Raw genomic sequence first — 16316 nt, forward strand, 5'->3', positions numbered from 1 at the left:
AACGTTTGGAGAGGCTACACATCAAACAGACCCTCCAGCTCATCCTGGCTCAGCTGCACCATATCAAAATCGGACGGCGTAAAGCCGCGCACCTCGGCAGCCATACAGTGATCTACCAGCTGCCTCAACACAGTTGACCATGTCGCTGCCAAGCGTCCAGCGGCAGCTTCACCGCCCTCCCTCAGGCGGACAGTGAGACATAGCCGTTCCTCTGCCACCCAGGCAAGCGCCTCGATCCGGCTCACCGACCCGTTGGCTGGATGGGTATCGGACCCGCTCGCCTCCTGCGCCAGCCTGATCAGTTGTCCCGAGCCGCCTGTAGTCAGCTCGCCAAGATAATTAAAAATTACACCGGTATCTGAGGACGGTCCGGCCAGCCTCAGCCGCTCTGTCATATACCGGGCGATCCCGTAATCGCTGCCTTGTCTCGGGACGCTGCGTGAGCGCTCCTTAACATAAGTGACCGCCTGCGACACCCGTTCACCGTCCATACCCGCCGCGCCCTCAGCCTCGCCGGAGAGGACGATAGCAGCATCCAGCATATGACGTTCCAACGCCAGCGGATAGAGGTTGGTGAACCATCCCACGGTCCGGGTGAGGTCCAGCGCCCCGCTGGCCGGCGTCCGGCCGTGATGCTCCATCTGGATGACGAGCGGATGCTGCTCCCCGGTACCGCTGTCGGATGCGAGGGCGACGGCCAGGGCGGCCAACAGCAGCTCGACTGGCTCTGTCCGGTAAGTCCGGTTAGCTGGCCCGAGCCACCGGGCGGTTTCTTCCGTGCCGAGGACGCATTGGCCGGATGTGGGAGGCGATCCGGCCGCCACTCGCCATGATGCCGAGTCCCCGGCTTCAGCATCCGCTGGCATATCGCCAGCGCCTGCCGTCCAAAATGCGAGATCTTCCGGCTGCAGCCGTGCGGCCCGCTCCACCAGCGTGTCCACCCATTCGCCGTAGGATGCCGAGCGATGCGCAAGCTCCGGGCGACGGCCCTGCAGCATCGCTGCCAGCAGCCGCTCCAGATCTTCCGTGAGGATGAGCCAGGAGACGCTGTCCACGACAAGATGATGCGCCGTCAGCAGCAGTCGCTGCCCTCCTTCACCAAGGTCCAGCCAGCAGGCTGCCAACAGCAGCCCTGCTTCCAGGTCCAGCGAGTTTTTGCAGGCCACGCATGCGCGCTCCAGCGCTGCGGCCTGCGTGACCCCGGCAAGTCCCGACAGGTCGGATCGGCTGGATCCGAACCTACGGCCCAGGCTGTCAGGACTGTAATACAGGGAGGCAGCGGCGTCCTCCGTCCCCGGCTTTACATTGAGACGCAAGGCATCGTGACGGCGGACGATGATCGTCAGCGCTTCGTCGATCATAGACGGCGTGATCCGCTCATCAAGCGTCAACAGCACCGACTGATTCCAGTAATCCGGCACCGGCAAGTCCTGCTCGAAAAACCAGGCCGCGATCGGCGGCAGACGCAGAGTTCCTGTTAGCGGGGGACCGTCCGGAGCAGACTGTCCAAGAGGTTCCATACGCTCGGCTATAGACCCCAAAACAGCTGCTTCCAATATCTCCGACGGCGCCAGACGCCAGCCTTGGTCCTGCAATCGCGAGGCCAGCTGGATCGCCTTGATCGAATCGCCGCCTTCTCTATAAAAGTCATCTCCTTCGCTCAGATGCGGGTTGCGCAGCAGACCGCCGGCAACGGTCAGCAGCGTCTCCAGACGGTCCGTGCCGTCGGCTGCGCCAGCAGCAGAGCCTGCTTCCGCATGCTCCGCCATCATGGAAGCCGCTGCCTTCGGAGACTGGACATCCTTGAGGGCCAATGCCCGCCTGTCCACTTTGCCGCCGGGCGTCAAAGGCAGCGCAGGCAGCCTCAGGATGTGGGCAGGCACCATATAGTCCGGGAGCCTTGCTACAAGCGCCCGCCGCAGCTCTTCTTCGGCCGCCACCGATTCTCCAGTGATATATCCAATTAGCGTGGACTGGCCTTCCCCCGGCTCTCCCAGCACCACGGCCGCTTCCTTCACCCCCTGCTGCCCGAGCAGGCTCCGTTCAATCTCCGCTGGCTCGATCCGGTAGCCCCGCAGCTTGATCTGGTCGTCGATGCGCCCGAGATAGCGATACATGCCCGCCTCGTCCCGGACGGCCAGATCGCCGGACCGGTACATGCGCGATCCCGGATGACCGGGCTCGGGCAGAAAGCGGCTGCGGGTCAGCTCTTCTCTCCCCCGGTAACCGGCGGCGACGCCAGTCCCTGCGATCACCAATTCCCCGATTTCGCCAACGGCGGCCTCGCTGCCATCTGGACGGAGCAGATAGATCCGGGCATGCGCAGCCCCGTGTCCGATCGGCACATGCGCCTCCCGGTCGCTTTGACTGTCGAACAAGTGAATCATGCAACCGACAGTCGCTTCCGTCGGTCCATATTCGTTGTACAGACGAACTCCGCCCAATGCGCCGACTGCCGCCTTGGCCAGCGGCGTCCCGAGCGCTTCGCCGCCTACGATCAGCGTATGTACCGAAGCAGCCGCCGCAGGCGCCTCGGCAAGCCATGCCAGATGCGCGGGTGTGAGCTTGATCACCGTCGCCCGCGAAGCAGCCAAGATCTCCGGTAGTACCGATGCTGTGCCCTGTCTCTCCCTGTAGATATCGATCTGTGCTCCAGCCACCAGCGGCGCGAAGATCGAGGTGACGGTCAAGTCAAAGGCCGGGGAGGAATAGAGGGCGAACACGTCGTCCTCATCCCGCATATAGCGCTCCGCCGCCCACAAAGCGTAATCGAGCAGACTGCTGTGCTTGATCATGACGCCCTTGGGCTTGCCTGTCGAACCGGACGTGTAGATCAGATAGGCAAGCTCGTCAGGTCCGGAAGCTCCCGGGAGCTCCCGCTCCGGCTTCACTTCTCCATCTGCTGTCGGAGCGGGCGGCGTCCACTGATCCAGCCGGAGCACCGCTGCCCCCACCGCTTGCTCCAGCGACTCGGCAGGCAGCTCGCGGTCAGCCACGATTGCGGCGCAGTCGCTGTCCGAGAGCACATCCGCGATCCTCCCGGCGGGATGCCTTACGTCCATCGGCACATAGGCCGCTCCCAGCGACAGGATCGCCCAGATGGCGGTCACCGAGTCCAGACGGTGCTCGCTGTACAAGCCTACACGGTCACCGCAGTCTACGCCATGCTCAGCGAGCCATGAAGCCATCGTCTGGATCCGGGTCAGCAGCTCACCATAGGTCACCGTCAGCCCGCCGTCTCTGACAGCGATCCGCTGAGGAGCCTCGCTGGCCCGGGCAGCCAGCGCCTCTACGACGGTCTGGCTCGGGAGCTGCTGCAGCGGTTCAGCTGCAACCTCATGCTCTGCCAGTGCTGCCAGCTCATGCAGCGGCGCTTCGGGCTGCCGGAGCACCTGCTCCAGCAGCGCTTGCAGCCGCTTGCCCAAAGCCTTAACTTGCTTGCGAGTAAACAGCGCCAGCTTGTAATCCAGATCCAGCTGCAGCTGACCGCCGCTCCAGTTCTTGACGATCAGCTCGAGCGGGTACAGCTGATCGCCCTTGTACAGCTCTTCGATGTACAATGGGCTGCCTGCCAGCGTCTCGTGCGGGTTGAAAACATAGGTGTTGAGACAGACCTGGAACATGGCGTCGCCGTCCGGCAGCTGTCCGCGCAGCTGCTGGACGAGCAGATCGTATGGATACTTCTGATGCAGATAGCCTTGTCGGAACAACCGGCGCAGCACCTGCAGCTGCTCTACAGGCGTCCGCTCCGCGTCCAGCACACAACGCAGAGGCATCGTGCTTGTATACATGCCGACCGCTTCCTTCTCGGCGCTGGTCGTCCGGTTGTAGACCGGTACGCCCAAGGTGAAATCAGCCACGCCATAATGGCTGTACATCGTCATCTGGAGCAGCAAGCCGAACAGTTCATGCAGTGAAACGCCGTTTTGCTCCACCCACTCCAATGTCCGTTCACACAGCGCTTCCGGCAGCTCGATCGACCAGCGCCCGCCTTTGCGCCAGTCCGGTGAATCGCGGAACGGCAGCGGCGGCACTTCATCGAACTGGGTCAGCCAAAACTGCCGGTCCCGCTCCATGCGCGGCGAAGCAAGATATGCCTGTTCTCTGTCATGCAGCCCGAGATAAGCGATGTCCGCGATATCCGGCAAGCTCGCGCATCCAGGCTTGGACAATGCCGCATAACAGCGGCTCAGCTCCCGTGTAAACAGCTGCGTCGACCAGCCGTCGAAGACAAGATGGTGGATCTTCACGAACAGGCCCGTCTCTCCCTCGGCCGTACGGAAGATCGCAAATTGATACAGCTCATGCGCCAACAGCTCGAACGGCTGGCGGATGAGTTCCTGCAGCCAAGTATGTAAGGCCTGCTCCGGATGGCGGCTATGCCGGCTGTCAAAATGAGGCAGGTCCGGTTTTACCGGGTTATGTATAGATTGATAGATGTCTCCCTCCACCGTCACCAGTCTCATCCGCAGGGCATCATGCCGGCGCAGGACGAGCGCCAAGGCTTCGCTGAGCCGTTCTATATCAACTTCGCCTTTCATCAGCGCCGTACCGCAGATATGATGAACTGTCGTTCCGGGGTACAGCTGCTCGATATACCAAATTCGTTTTTGGGGGTGGGTGAGCGGCAGGAGCGTGTTCGGGTTGGCCATTGTCATCGTCTAATCTCCCTCAAAAAGCCGACCGGGACGGATTGCATCATGCATCTACCTGGCTCCGGCGGCTGACATTCCTTAGTACATGAGTTTTACAAACCCTGACATTCGCCAGAATACATTACTCCTTCACCAAGAAAACCAATTCTGAACCAATTTTCATATTAATAAAACTTAATGCTAAAAGTTTGTTAAACGGTCCGATGCAGCATGTGGCTGACCAGCAAAAAAAGGCCTTTGTCAGCAGATGACAAAGGCCTCCGTATTGATATGAATAAGTCAACCTTCAACTACCGCAACGGCCCGCACCGGAGAACCATCGCCGCCAGCGATGCGCAGCGGGAATCCATAGAACATAAAATCGCATCCAGCCGGAAGACGCTCCAATCCGTGAAGCCCAGTATAGGTCACAATCCCCAGCGCCAGCAGCGCTCGCTCCAACTCCTCGGACAGCTCCCCGCCCACAAATGGCGGGCACAGCTCGGCGAGCCGCGGATAGCTGTCGATGCCGGCGGGTTCGGTGAAGAACAGACCACGGTCCGGCGGCCAGTTGGGGGCGGCGCTCCCGACGATGCGCGCTAACCCGAAGAACCGCTCCAGAGGAAGATTGTCGAGCGTCGCTGCGCCGGGATGCATATGAGAAGGCGCATCGACATGCGTGCCCGTATGGGTCCCCATGGAGAGCTGCCGCAGTTCCCATTGATGACTCGCATAGGTGTGCGCGATCTGGACCCGAACCTGCGGATCGCCGGGATAGACGGGCATGCCGTCCACGATCGGCAGCGAGAGATCGATCACTTTCACCCGTTATACTCCCGCTGCCGCAAGGCTTCGTACAATAAGACCGTGGTCGCCATCGCCACGTTGAGCGATTCCGAATTGCCCCGCATCGGGATCCGCACCGTATCGTCGAGCAGCTCCTGGACCTCGCTGGAGAGGCCGCGCGATTCACTGCCCATGACCAGCCAGGTCGCTGCCGACCAATCCCGGCTGTAGCAGGTCTCCTCGGCCTGCACGCTCGTCCCGGTGAGCCGGATGCCGTGGCGGCGCGCCTCGGGGAGCAGCTCCAACAGGTCTCCCTCGATGACGGGAAGATGGAACAGCGAGCCCATCGTCGAGCGCACGGTCTTGGGATTGTACGGGTCCACACAGCCGCGGCCGAGCACCACAGCGTCCGCGTGAACAGCGTCCGCGCTGCGGATGATCGTCCCGACGTTGCCTGGGTCCTGCACGCCGTCGAGCACGACGACCAGAGACTGCGGCTTGTACAGGCTCGATCTGTCGGGCTGCTGCTTGCGGGCCACGCCGAACACCGGCGGCGGCGTATCCGTACCGGTACAGCGCGACATGATCTGCCTGGAGGCAGCGACCTGCTCTACGCCTTCCGAGAGTGGCGCCAATTCCTCAGGCCAGCCCCTCACGACATCATAGACGATACATTCCAGCTCGACGCCTCTAGCAAGGGCTTCCTGGACGAGATGTACGCCCTCTACGAGGAAGCAGCCTGTCCGGTCGCGGTGTTTTTTTTCCAGCAGCGCCGCCCAACCCTTCACCCGCGTGTTTTGAACCGATGTAATATGTAGTATTTCTTGTTTAGCCATGATCTGCATCTCAACCTTCCGAAAACGCAAGCTCCAGCTCCGTTAGATCTGTATTTTTGCCGACGACAACCAGGATGTCTTCTGCTTTGATGACATCCTCCGCGTATGGCGATATATTCATGTGCCCGCCGGTCTTGATCGCCATTACGTTGCATCTGTATTTGGCCCGGATATCCAACTGCTTCAAGTTCATGCCGATCATCTGCGATGTTGCCTGGATCTCGACGATGCTGTAGTCATCAGAGATTTCGATAAATTCCAAAATATTGGGAGAGATAAGATGATGGGCCAGCCGTACGCCCATATCCCGCTCGGGATAGATGACTTTGTCGGCGCCGATCTTTTGCAGCATCTTGCCGTGCAGCTCATTCTTGGCTTTGACGATCAGCGTCTTGACTCCCATATCCTTCAGGATAAGCGTGGTCAGGATACTCGATTGGATATCTTCGCCGATTGCCACAACGACAACTTCGAAGTTGCGGATGCCGATCTGCTTCAGCGCATCTTCATCGGTCGAATTGGCAATAACCGCATGCGTAACGATATCCACCACATCATCGATCCGCTCTTCACTGGAATCAATCGCCAGCACCTGGAACCCCATCTGGGTCAGACTGTTCGCGACACTGGAGCCGAAGCGGCCCATGCCGATTACCGCAAATTGTTTCTTGGCCATGCTGCTCGCTTCCTTTCAGACGGATGGCTTCTGCCATTTGCCCATTATACCATACCTGCAGGCTGCGCTCACTCCCGGGACGCGGCATGAAACTCCGGGGCTCCGGGCATCCTAGGAGTGACAACTACGATGGGGAGGGATACACCAGGTGAATGATATCAATCTGCGACAAGCGATCATCCAGCGGGTATTCGATAAGTCCAACGAAGAGCTAAGGGATGTCATCGAGAGCTCCGTAGGCAATGATGAAAAAGCGCTGCCCGGTCTCGGCGTGCTCTTCGAGATGATCTGGCTGGAAAGTCAGCCCCAGCAGCAGCAAGCAATGGTGGAAAGCCTTCATACCAAGATTCAGAAACAGACGCCTCAGACTGAGTAGTAAGGCGCTCCCTGATAGACGAGCCGCCCGTCAACCAACGTGTGAGTGACCATAGGGTACCCGTCCAACTGTTCGACGATGATCAGATCGGCCTGCTTGCCTTCGGCAATCGAGCCGGTCCGCTCACCTGTGCCAAGCGCGCTTGCCGGGTATAGCGAAGCCATGGCCGCCGCTTCAGGGAGCGGCACGATCCCTTCCTGCACCAGTCGGAAGACGGCCACGAGCAGCGAGGCCGGATGGTAGTCTGAGCACAGAATACGTGCCGAGCCGTCCCTGATCGCATCCACAGCGCTCATATTCCGATCATGCGAGCCGCCTCGCACCACGTTGGGAGCCCCCACACATACATGAAGCCCCCGTCCGGCCGCGTGCCGGGCGGTTTCCAGGTTCATGGGAAATTCCGATACCGCAATGCCGAACGCTGCAAAGTCATCGACACGTTCCGGTGTGTCGTCATCATGAGAGGCGACGGCGATGCCGCTCTCGGCTGCAAGCTTGCCCAACTGTCGGAGATGGGACCAGTCTACCAGCTGTTGACGGTTAAGCAGATCGCTGACGATGTTCTTCACTTCCTCGGCAGTGACGCCTTGATTTTTCATGACATACCGTTCAAAAGATCCCGGTTCCTTATATTGTCCTTGCCCCGGCGAATGATCCATAAAAGACAAATAATCCACCTGCCGCTCCGCAACCAGTCGTTCGATGATCGGGAGGCCTGCCAGGTGCGCAACCTCATAGCGCAAATGGATGCCATGGCGCACCATCGCCCTGCGCGCCCGCAGCGCGTGGATCAGCTCGATCATCCGGGTCAGCAGATGATCGCCCCGCAGGCTGAGGCCGACGCCCAGCGACAAGGAGTGATACATCGAGGTGATGCCATGTACCGGCAGCTTGCGCTCGAACTCCAGAAAAGCCATTTCCAGCGGAAACAACGTGCCCGGTCTTGGCTGCGCTTCTTTCTCGATGGCATCGCAATGGATATCGACCAGCCCAGGCATCACATACCGCCCGTGTGCTGCGATCCGCTCCAGGGGCCCGGCACCATGTTCGGCCAACCACTGGCGTTTGGCCTCTGTCGTGGCAAGTATGGCTGCGATTCGCCCTTCCCGGACCACAACATCCGCTTCTACCAGTGCATCTGCCGTGACCACGGTGCCGTCAGCTATGTATATCGTCTTTTCCAACCCATCATCCCCCAAGCATCTCTAAACGTTATAGTCTATATTTTATGCGTTTTAGGCAAAAAAAAACAGTCCGTACAGAGACGGACTGTAAGATATTTGACCTTTAAGGGCCGGTTGGCTCCAGCGCTTCCATCGGTGCCGGCCGCTCGCAGGTGCTCTGCATTATGTAATGCTTGCCTTCAGCGGACGCATCATGGAAGCCGTGCATCGCTTCCAGGACATGATAAGCCAGCTCGCCATTGGCTCTGTGCGGCGTACCTTCGGCAATTGCCCTGGCCATATCGGCTACGCCGATGCCGCGGTTGTTATTCGTGTTGCCATGTGTGAGCGGGATCTCCTCCCACTCCTGGCTGCCCGCTTTGCGCAGCTTGACGGTGCCGCCAAAATTGTTGGGGTCGGGGATGAGCAGACTGCCGCCGCTGCCGTGCATCTCGATGTTGGGGAGGGAGGTCCCGCCCTTGGTGTCGAAGCTGGTGATCAGCGTGCCGACCGCGCCGCTCTCAAAATCAATGACGCCCGCCAAATGGGTCGGCGTCTCGACCTGGATCACCTGTCCATGCTTAGGCTGACTGGTGATCGTTCTCTCCGGGTAAGAGATGACAGCAGAACCGGTAACGCGGCGGATCGGTCCGAGCAAGGTGACGAACGCCGTGAGATAGTACGGTCCCATATCGAACATCGGACCGCCGCCGACCTTATAATAAAACTCCGGATCGGGGTGCCACACCTCATGACCGCCGGAGAGCATGAAGCCCGAGACCGAGATCGGCGTACCGATCGCGCCTTCGTCGAGCAGCTTGCGCACCGTCTGGATACCGCCGCCCAGGAAGGTCTCCGGCGCGCTGGCCAGCCGAACGCCGTGCTTGCGGGCCGCTTCGAGCATCGCCTTGCCTTCCTCGCGCGTGACGGCCAGAGGTTTCTCCACATAGACATGCTTGCCCGACTCCAGCGCCTGGATGCTGACTTTGGCATGTGCCTGCGGAATGGTCAGATTGACGACAATATCGATGTCCGGGTCAGCCAGCAGTTCATCTACCGTATAGGCTTTGGCCACATCGAACTCTTCGGCTCTGGCCTTTGCCCGCTCCACGTCGAGGTCCGCGCAGGCGACCAGCTCGAGCTCCGGATATGTCTTCAGATTCGTAAAATAAATCTTGCTGATATTGCCGCAGCCTACGATGCCTACCTTGCTTCGCTTCATCTTCTTATATCACTCCTAGGTTATGGTGAGGGAGTACTTCCGTCACACGTTAACGTGCCGCCCACAGGAAGCCGCGGCGCATCAGCTCGGTGACCTGAGGCATCGCGACGATATTGGCTACATGGCCCAGCGTGTTATGGTATACGCGGCCCTGCCCCCACGTCTTGGTCCAGACGACAGGCATCTTGACGTCGTCGAAGTTGGTCGTGGCATGTACTTTGATAGCCGGGTCTACATGCATATAATATTTCTCGGAGCTGACATCGAAGTCGCCGATGCCTTCGGTGAGCGGATCTGCCGGATCGGTCATCTCCACCCGGTAGTCGACGCCGTCGCCGCCCGGATGGGAGACCCACTGGCCGCCGACCATGTACTGATACTCGACCTCATTGCGGAACGAGTCGGACATGCCTCCATGACAGCCTGCGATGCCGCAGCCGGCATGAATCGTATCGAGCAGCGGCTTCAGCTGCTCCTGCTTGATCGTACTCATCGTCCAGATCGGCACGATCAGATCGAGCGACGCCATCAGCTTCTCATCCGTATACGTATCCAGTGTATCGCTAATGGTGACGTTGAAGTTCTCGCCCCGCAGCACGTTTGCAAACAACTCCGCGACTTGCTGCGGCTCATGGCCGTCCCAGCCGCCCCAGGTAACCAATGCTTGTTTCATATCTATCTCATCCTCTCAAGAGGTTATTCAAAAAGTCCGCTTTTGATCACGAAGTAACGCAAGAGGCCTACTCGGCATCGAATTCGGTGCTGAACACCGAACTTTTTGAATTTCCATTTTTATTGTCAACATTTTTAGTTATTGCATCTCCGACAGACTGACCCAGCGGCGCTCGGCGATCGAGCGATCGACGGCTTCCAGCACTTCCTGGCACTTCACGCCATCGACGAAATTAGGCACCGGCTGACGATCCTGCTCCAGCGCCTTCATCAGCTCATGCACTTCATGCGTGAAGGTGTGCTCATAGCCGATCGTATGCCCTGGCGGCCACCAGGCTTCCATGTACGCATGCGCAGGGTCGGTCGCCAGCACGCGGCGGAAGCCCTGCACATCCTCTGCATCATCCGTGAAATAAACCTCCAGCTCATTCACTCGTTCAAAGTCGAACTTCACGCTGCCCTTGCTGCCGTTGATCTCGAAAGCATTGGTGCAGCGATGTCCGGCCGCAAAGCGCGTCGCCTCGAAGCTGCCCAGCGCGCCATCTGCAAACCGCGTCAGGAACAGCGTCGCATCGTCTACCGTCACCGGACCGCGCGGCGCTTCCTTGCTGCCCTTGGCGCTCAGCCCGGTCATGGAATCCGCCAGCGGCCGTTCCTTGATGAAGGTCTCACTCATGCCGATCACCTCGCCGAACTCGCCGACCAGGAAGCGGGCCAGGTCGATCAAGTGGGCACCCAGGTCGCCATGCGAACCGGAGCCAGCTACTTCCTTCTGAAGACGCCAGACGAGCGGGAAGTCCGGATCGATGATGAAGTCCTGAAGGAAGTTCGCCCGGAAATGATAGATCTTGCCGAGTCGGCCCTCGGATACCAGCTTCTTGGCCAGTTGGACGGCAGGGGCAAAGCGGTAATTGAAGCCGATCATATGCTTGATGCCCGCTTTCTCGGCGGCGTCAAGCATCTCCCGGGAATCCTCCAGTGTCAACGCCAGCGGCTTCTCGCAAAAGATATGCTTGCCTGCCGCAGCTGCCGCAAGAGCAATCTGCTTGTGCGCGTCGCTCGGCGCATTGATATCGATGAGATCGATATCGTCCCGCTGCACCAGCTGTTGCCAGTCCGTCTCTGCGCTCTGCCAGCCGAACTGCGCGCGCGCCTGCTCCACACCTTGCGGATCACGGCCGCAGATCGCCGTCATCTCCGGCTTGAGCACATCGGGAAAAAACATCGGCAGCGCCCGATAAGCGTTGCTGTGCGCCTTGCCCATAAATTTGTAACCTACCATACCGACACGAACTGGATTCATCTCACATACCGCCTCTCATTTCGTTAATGGTCTCTCCAGCCTGGACGATTCCCGGACGACCAGCTGCAGCGGCAAGCCCGCGCCCTCTTCCTGCCCGCTGTCCTCAGACAGCAGGATCCGGGCTGCAAGGCGTCCCATCTCGAAGAAGGGCACCGCTACAGAGGATAGCTGGGGCTGCGTGAGCCGCGAACCGTCCGAATCATCATAGCCGATTAGTGCATAGTCCTTGCCTGCGGTCAAAGCCGCCTCCCGCAAGCCCTGCAGCAGTCCGATCGCCATCCGGTCATTGGCGGCAAAGATGCCGTCGATGTCCCCGGTGCGGATGCGCTTTGCCAGCAGCCCGGCGAGCGCATAGCCGCTCTTGCGTCCGAAGTTGCCGCCGTAAATCAAGTCGGGAGCCGCAGTCAAATCATGTTCCGCCAAAGCCTCCAGATAACCGCGCTGCCGGTCGATACTGTTGGAGTAAGTAAGCGGACCGTTCACAAGCGCGATCCGCCTGCAGCCGTTCTCGATCAGATGAGCGGCTGCCAACCGGCTGCCCATCACATGATCGGCATCCACCGTGCGGAAGTGTTCACCCTCGAACCGCTGATTGATCAGGCAAAAAGGGTACCGCTCTTCAGCTAGCCTGGATAGCGCCCGGCGTTCCTCGGGGAGATCCTGCAGCCCCAGCATGATGCAAGCATCGATCTTGTGGGTGCGGAACAGCAGATCATAATCTCTTGGCTCATCGGGCCGCCGGAACATCAGGAGCAGATCGTAGCCTTGCTCCTTGGCCGACTCGCCGATCCCGCTCAGGATCTCGGAGAAGTAATACGTCGAGAACAGATGCACCTTGGGCAGCGAAGGTATGATCACGCCAAGATGACCGCTGCGTTTCCTGGCGAAGCTCTGCGCCAGCTGGCTCGGCACATAGCGGAGCTCCTCAGCGGCCGCCAGCACCCGCTGGCGCGTCTCCTCCCTGACCGGACCAACGCCGTTCAGAACACGTGAGACGGTCGCCTCGGATACGCCTGCCAGCTTCGCTACATCTTTTCGCAAGCCGTACCCTCCCTCGCAGGATGATTAGTCCAAACCATTAATGTACACGCGTACATTTTGCCATGAATGCGTTCTCGTGTCAATCATGATTTTGGAAAAAAAATAACGAAGGAGCTACAAGCCGAGCTTGCGCTTCTTCGCCAGAAAAATAAACAATGAGATGAGAATGGGAATGGTCATTGCCTGGAACATAATGGAATAGCCGCTGATCATGCTGCCGTTCTCATGATGCACATACGTCACGATTGCGCCGGCCAGCGTCGGTGTCAGCAGGTAACCAAGGTCAACACCAATATAGGTAGTGTTACCCGCGATTCCGCGACGCTCCTTGTCGACCAGCTTCATGCACAGTGTCTGAATAATCGGCTGGCAGATGCCGTAACCGAATGCTGACACTGCACCAGCGAGTAGAAACATCGGCAAGGTACGGGCGTAGCTAATAAGGATAAACGACAAGGCGAAGAACAGAATGCCTGGAATAAGCATTTTATCAAGCCCGTACTTGTCTGCCAGCTTGCCGCTGAAGGGCCGCGAGAACAGTACGCAGACGGCATAGGCCGTGAAGAACAAACCGATATTGTGCACGCCGTTCATCTTGCCGTAGATTAGAATGAATGAATTGATGCAGGAGTACGCGCCTGCCAGGAAAAACATCATGACGGCTGGGACCAGGACCTCCCGTGCATAGAAGTTGTTAAGCGACAGCTTGAACCCTCCAGAACGATCTGGGACCGGACTCCTCAGCCTCAAAGCCATCATCAGCACGATGATCATCATGACTGCGCCGACCATAAACGTAAACGAATATCCGAAGGCGTACACTAGTTCCAGACCGAGTGATGGTCCGATTGCCGTCGCAACGGCTTGACCAAGGGAGAAGATGCCAATGCCCGAAGCGATTTTGTCATTGGGGAGCGCATCGCTTGCCAGCGCCAGTGACAAAGGGGCCAGAAAGCCCATGCCAATGCCGTGCAGCAGCCGTCCTGTGATAACCATCTCGATCGAATCGGCCATACTATAGCATAAGAAAGCCACACAGATGATGCCGACCGCTACAGCCAGCAGCCGATTGCTGCGAAAGAAGCCGGTGGCGGGGCCGACGACGGGCCGGATGCCGAGCGCCGTCACCGCAAACATGCTCGATACCATGCCTACCATAACTGCCGTTGCACCCAGATGCTCCGCATAGTTCGGAATGAGCGTGTTCATCATGAATTGTGCCATATTCAAAACAATATTGATCATAAAGATGCTAATAAAGGCCCGATTCCAGATCGTAACAACAGGCTTGGTCTCGGTCGGGGTCACATGTAGTTCAGACATAGGCGGCTACCCTTGCATCCGAGTGCTGCTGGCCGGCTTCATGACAGCAGTCTGCTTTGGATATCTGTCGTCACAACCTCATAGCCATGCACATTTAGATGCAGACCATCATACGTGTAGGTTATGTCCAGCTTGCCACTCTCATCTGTCAGCAAGACGTGTATGTCCGCATAGCTTACCGCCAGGTCGCCGGCAATCTGCATGAGCTGCTGATTGACATGGACGATTGCCTCGCCTGATCGGCTGCCGACGACCGGAAATGGCAGGGCCGGCTCGGCCTTGCGGTTGACCGGATAGATCGACTGCAGTACGATTTCTGTCTCAGGCAGTCGTGCCCGCACCGCTTCGCAGATCTCCCGAATGCGCGTCACGATTGCGTCCGGGGACTCGCCCTCGCCCAGATCGTTGGTGCCGATCATCAGGAACAGCTGGGCTGGCTGCAGATCGAGAATCAGATGGCCTATGTTGCGCAGCAGTCCTGTCGTCGTGTCGCCGCCGATGCCCCGGTTATACAGCCGCTTGTTTGTTCTCAGCAGCTCATGGACGGGGAAGCCTTCGGTAATGGAATCTCCTGCGAATACAATGCCGCCGGGCTCCGCTTGACGATTGAGCTTGATGTAATCCGCCAGCTTTCGGGCTTTCATGAAATCGCCCAAACGCTTCATTTGCTCTAGTTCCCGGGGACCGGGAATCGATGATGTCTCTCTCATATGGCTCACCCTTCCTTCCAATACAACCTCGATTAACGCAATATCTCTTCCTGGATCAATTCCGCCGTAAACAGCGACAGCTCGGCGTAATGATCGGTAATGTAGAGCACGTCCCCGCAAGCGGAGGCCTGGCGGCCAAAGTGGCGGCAAAGCAACCATGCGATCGGCAGATACAGCTCGCCGTTCCGATAGACTGCCTCGCACAGCATCGACTCGACCCGATTGTCTACGACGCAGCCGATGCTGCCTTGAGCGATCTGGAAGGTCCGGCCATCCGGAACCATCAGCTCCGCCGCCCGCCCCTCGTACGTCTCGGTCACCTGACCGCCGAGCAGCTCGGCGGCAAATGACACCGGCGTCATCAGATAAGAGCCTCGGACGATCGCGTCGCCGTTCAGTCCGTGGTACTTCAACTTATCGTGCATGAACGCCGGTCCGCTCATCTCTACCAGACGCTGATGAACGTACGCCTTGCGGCTGCCTGCGGCCATCGCGACGGACCAGGCGTCGCCCTGCGCTTCCGGGTCGTTCGCCTCCCCTTTGACCACCTTGGCGAACAGATGCTGCCACACCAGCTCGGCGTCGTCGAAGGTTTGGCCGTGATCGCGGTTCTTCACCTCATGGTAGACGAAGTCGGCATGCTCGCCTGTATAAAACGCCAGGTTGTTCTCGCCGTCGATCCGCAATCGGGGCAGCGAGTCGCAGCCATTGACCCGCTTCCAGAAGTCCCGGTTGGAGCGGATGAACATGCCGGTCTCCCCGTCGTGGAATGGGATCTCGTCATGCTCCATCCGCGACTGCATGACCGGCACCGGCGCCGGCTGGCGGCGCGGCTCGCCCGCCTCATCCCACAGCACCTCGGGCCAGGTCATGCCGGCCGAACCGGAGCCGGCAGCGAAACGCTCGCTGTAATGCCGCAGCATTTGATTCGCCATGATGTCGCCCATCGACATCCCGTGGATAAAGATGTGGCTAGAATCGATGGCATAGGTGCGCTCCATCCGCTCGATCAGCGCCAGGATGACCTGCATGTCGCGATTGTCCGCCGGGTCCTCCGGCGCACGATGCAGGTAGAACCCTTCAGGATTGGGCTTGCCAATAATCTCGAGCGTCTTCTCCTCGCATTCGACCATCCACACCTTGCGCTCGCTCGCATCGGGGAACAGCACGAGGAACCCTTCGCGATCGGCGATATGCGTCCATGACGTATAGATCGCCTGCCCCCAGCCTGTCATCAGGCCGCCATGCAGCGAGACGACGAGCGGCACGGGCCTGGAGCCGTCATAAGAGGCGGGGATATATTCGTACCAGGTCGATGCCGCCTCTCCGACGACCGTCTCGCTGTACTCGCGGAGCCGACCGGGATAAGGCTGCGAGTTGTTGCCGTTCTCGTTGACGACCATCGTCGAGCCCTTGATCGCCTCGGGCAGATAATCCCGGTTGGCTTCATTGGGCTCGCCAGGCAGCAGCTTGATTGTTCCTTTCATGTCTGTGCTTCCTCTCCCTCCAGTATGCAAGAATCCCCTCAAAACAGAGCCTACGGTCACGGATCGTTCTTCCGATCGCTGTTGTCC

General features: G+C 59.1%; 13 protein-coding genes. 1 reads left to right on the forward strand and 12 read right to left on the reverse strand.

From position 1 onward, the window contains the following. Positions 1-14: 14 nt before the first annotated feature. From ABC336_RS06380 to ABC336_RS06395, 4 genes are all read right to left on the reverse strand, one after another. Positions 15-4658, reverse strand: coding sequence for an amino acid adenylation domain-containing protein (locus ABC336_RS06380; RefSeq protein WP_413237876.1), 4644 nt, complete (start codon positions 4656-4658; stop codon positions 15-17). Positions 4659-4934: 276 nt separating this feature from the next. Further along, the gene (locus ABC336_RS06385) at positions 4935-5459 is read right to left on the reverse strand and encodes a cyclase family protein (protein WP_413237877.1); all 525 of its coding nucleotides are present in this window, start codon (positions 5457-5459) and stop codon (positions 4935-4937) included. After that, complete coding sequence (locus ABC336_RS06390) at positions 5456-6256, reverse strand: TrmH family RNA methyltransferase (RefSeq protein WP_413237878.1); 801 nt, start codon at positions 6254-6256, stop codon at positions 5456-5458. Before ABC336_RS06390 ends, ABC336_RS06385 begins: the two co-directional genes overlap by 4 nt. A 10-nt stretch (positions 6257-6266) precedes the next feature. Next, complete coding sequence (locus ABC336_RS06395) at positions 6267-6932, reverse strand: potassium channel family protein (RefSeq protein WP_413237879.1); 666 nt, start codon at positions 6930-6932, stop codon at positions 6267-6269. A 148-nt stretch (positions 6933-7080) separates the two neighbouring features. On the opposite strand from ABC336_RS06395, the gene sspI reads away from it, so the two are divergent. Continuing rightward, positions 7081-7308, forward strand: coding sequence for a small acid-soluble spore protein SspI (gene sspI / locus ABC336_RS06400; RefSeq protein ID WP_413237880.1), 228 nt, complete (start codon positions 7081-7083; stop codon positions 7306-7308). On the opposite strand, the gene ABC336_RS06405 is transcribed toward sspI, so the two are convergent. The 8 genes from ABC336_RS06405 to ABC336_RS06440 all read right to left on the reverse strand — a co-directional run bounded on the left by ABC336_RS06405 (position 7296) and on the right by ABC336_RS06440 (position 16229). Then, positions 7296-8492 carry an alpha-D-ribose 1-methylphosphonate 5-triphosphate diphosphatase gene (locus tag ABC336_RS06405; RefSeq protein WP_413237881.1) on the reverse strand — a complete coding sequence of 399 codons (1197 nt, stop codon included), beginning with the start codon at positions 8490-8492 and terminating at the stop codon, positions 7296-7298. The genes sspI and ABC336_RS06405 overlap by 13 nt on opposite strands. A 103-nt stretch (positions 8493-8595) precedes the next feature. Next, positions 8596-9693 (reverse strand): Gfo/Idh/MocA family protein, encoded by a 1098-nt coding sequence (locus ABC336_RS06410; protein WP_413237882.1) that lies wholly within the window; start codon positions 9691-9693, stop codon positions 8596-8598. Between the two features lie 49 nt (positions 9694-9742). Then, the gene (locus ABC336_RS06415; RefSeq protein ID WP_413237883.1) at positions 9743-10366 is read right to left on the reverse strand and encodes a ThuA domain-containing protein; all 624 of its coding nucleotides are present in this window, start codon (positions 10364-10366) and stop codon (positions 9743-9745) included. Positions 10367-10504: 138 nt separating this feature from the next. Then, the gene (locus ABC336_RS06420) at positions 10505-11668 is read right to left on the reverse strand and encodes a Gfo/Idh/MocA family protein (RefSeq protein WP_413237884.1); all 1164 of its coding nucleotides are present in this window, start codon (positions 11666-11668) and stop codon (positions 10505-10507) included. Between the two features lie 15 nt (positions 11669-11683). Then, positions 11684-12709 (reverse strand): LacI family DNA-binding transcriptional regulator, encoded by a 1026-nt coding sequence (locus ABC336_RS06425; RefSeq protein ID WP_413237885.1) that lies wholly within the window; start codon positions 12707-12709, stop codon positions 11684-11686. 114 nt (positions 12710-12823) lie between these two features. Further along, positions 12824-14032, reverse strand: a complete 1209-nt coding sequence (locus ABC336_RS06430; protein WP_413237886.1) for an MFS transporter — start codon at positions 14030-14032, stop codon at positions 12824-12826. Positions 14033-14070: 38 nt separating this feature from the next. Continuing rightward, positions 14071-14742 carry a GDSL-type esterase/lipase family protein gene (locus tag ABC336_RS06435; protein WP_413237887.1) on the reverse strand — a complete coding sequence of 224 codons (672 nt, stop codon included), beginning with the start codon at positions 14740-14742 and terminating at the stop codon, positions 14071-14073. A gap of 32 nt (positions 14743-14774) precedes the next feature. Continuing rightward, the gene (locus tag ABC336_RS06440) at positions 14775-16229 is read right to left on the reverse strand and encodes a CE1 family esterase (protein WP_413237888.1); all 1455 of its coding nucleotides are present in this window, start codon (positions 16227-16229) and stop codon (positions 14775-14777) included. Between the last annotated feature and the right edge of the window lie 87 nt (positions 16230-16316).

Origin of the sequence: Paenibacillus jepli (assembly GCF_047238105.1) — a bacterium.
Lineage (GTDB): Bacteria > Bacillota > Bacilli > Paenibacillales > Paenibacillaceae > Paenibacillus_D.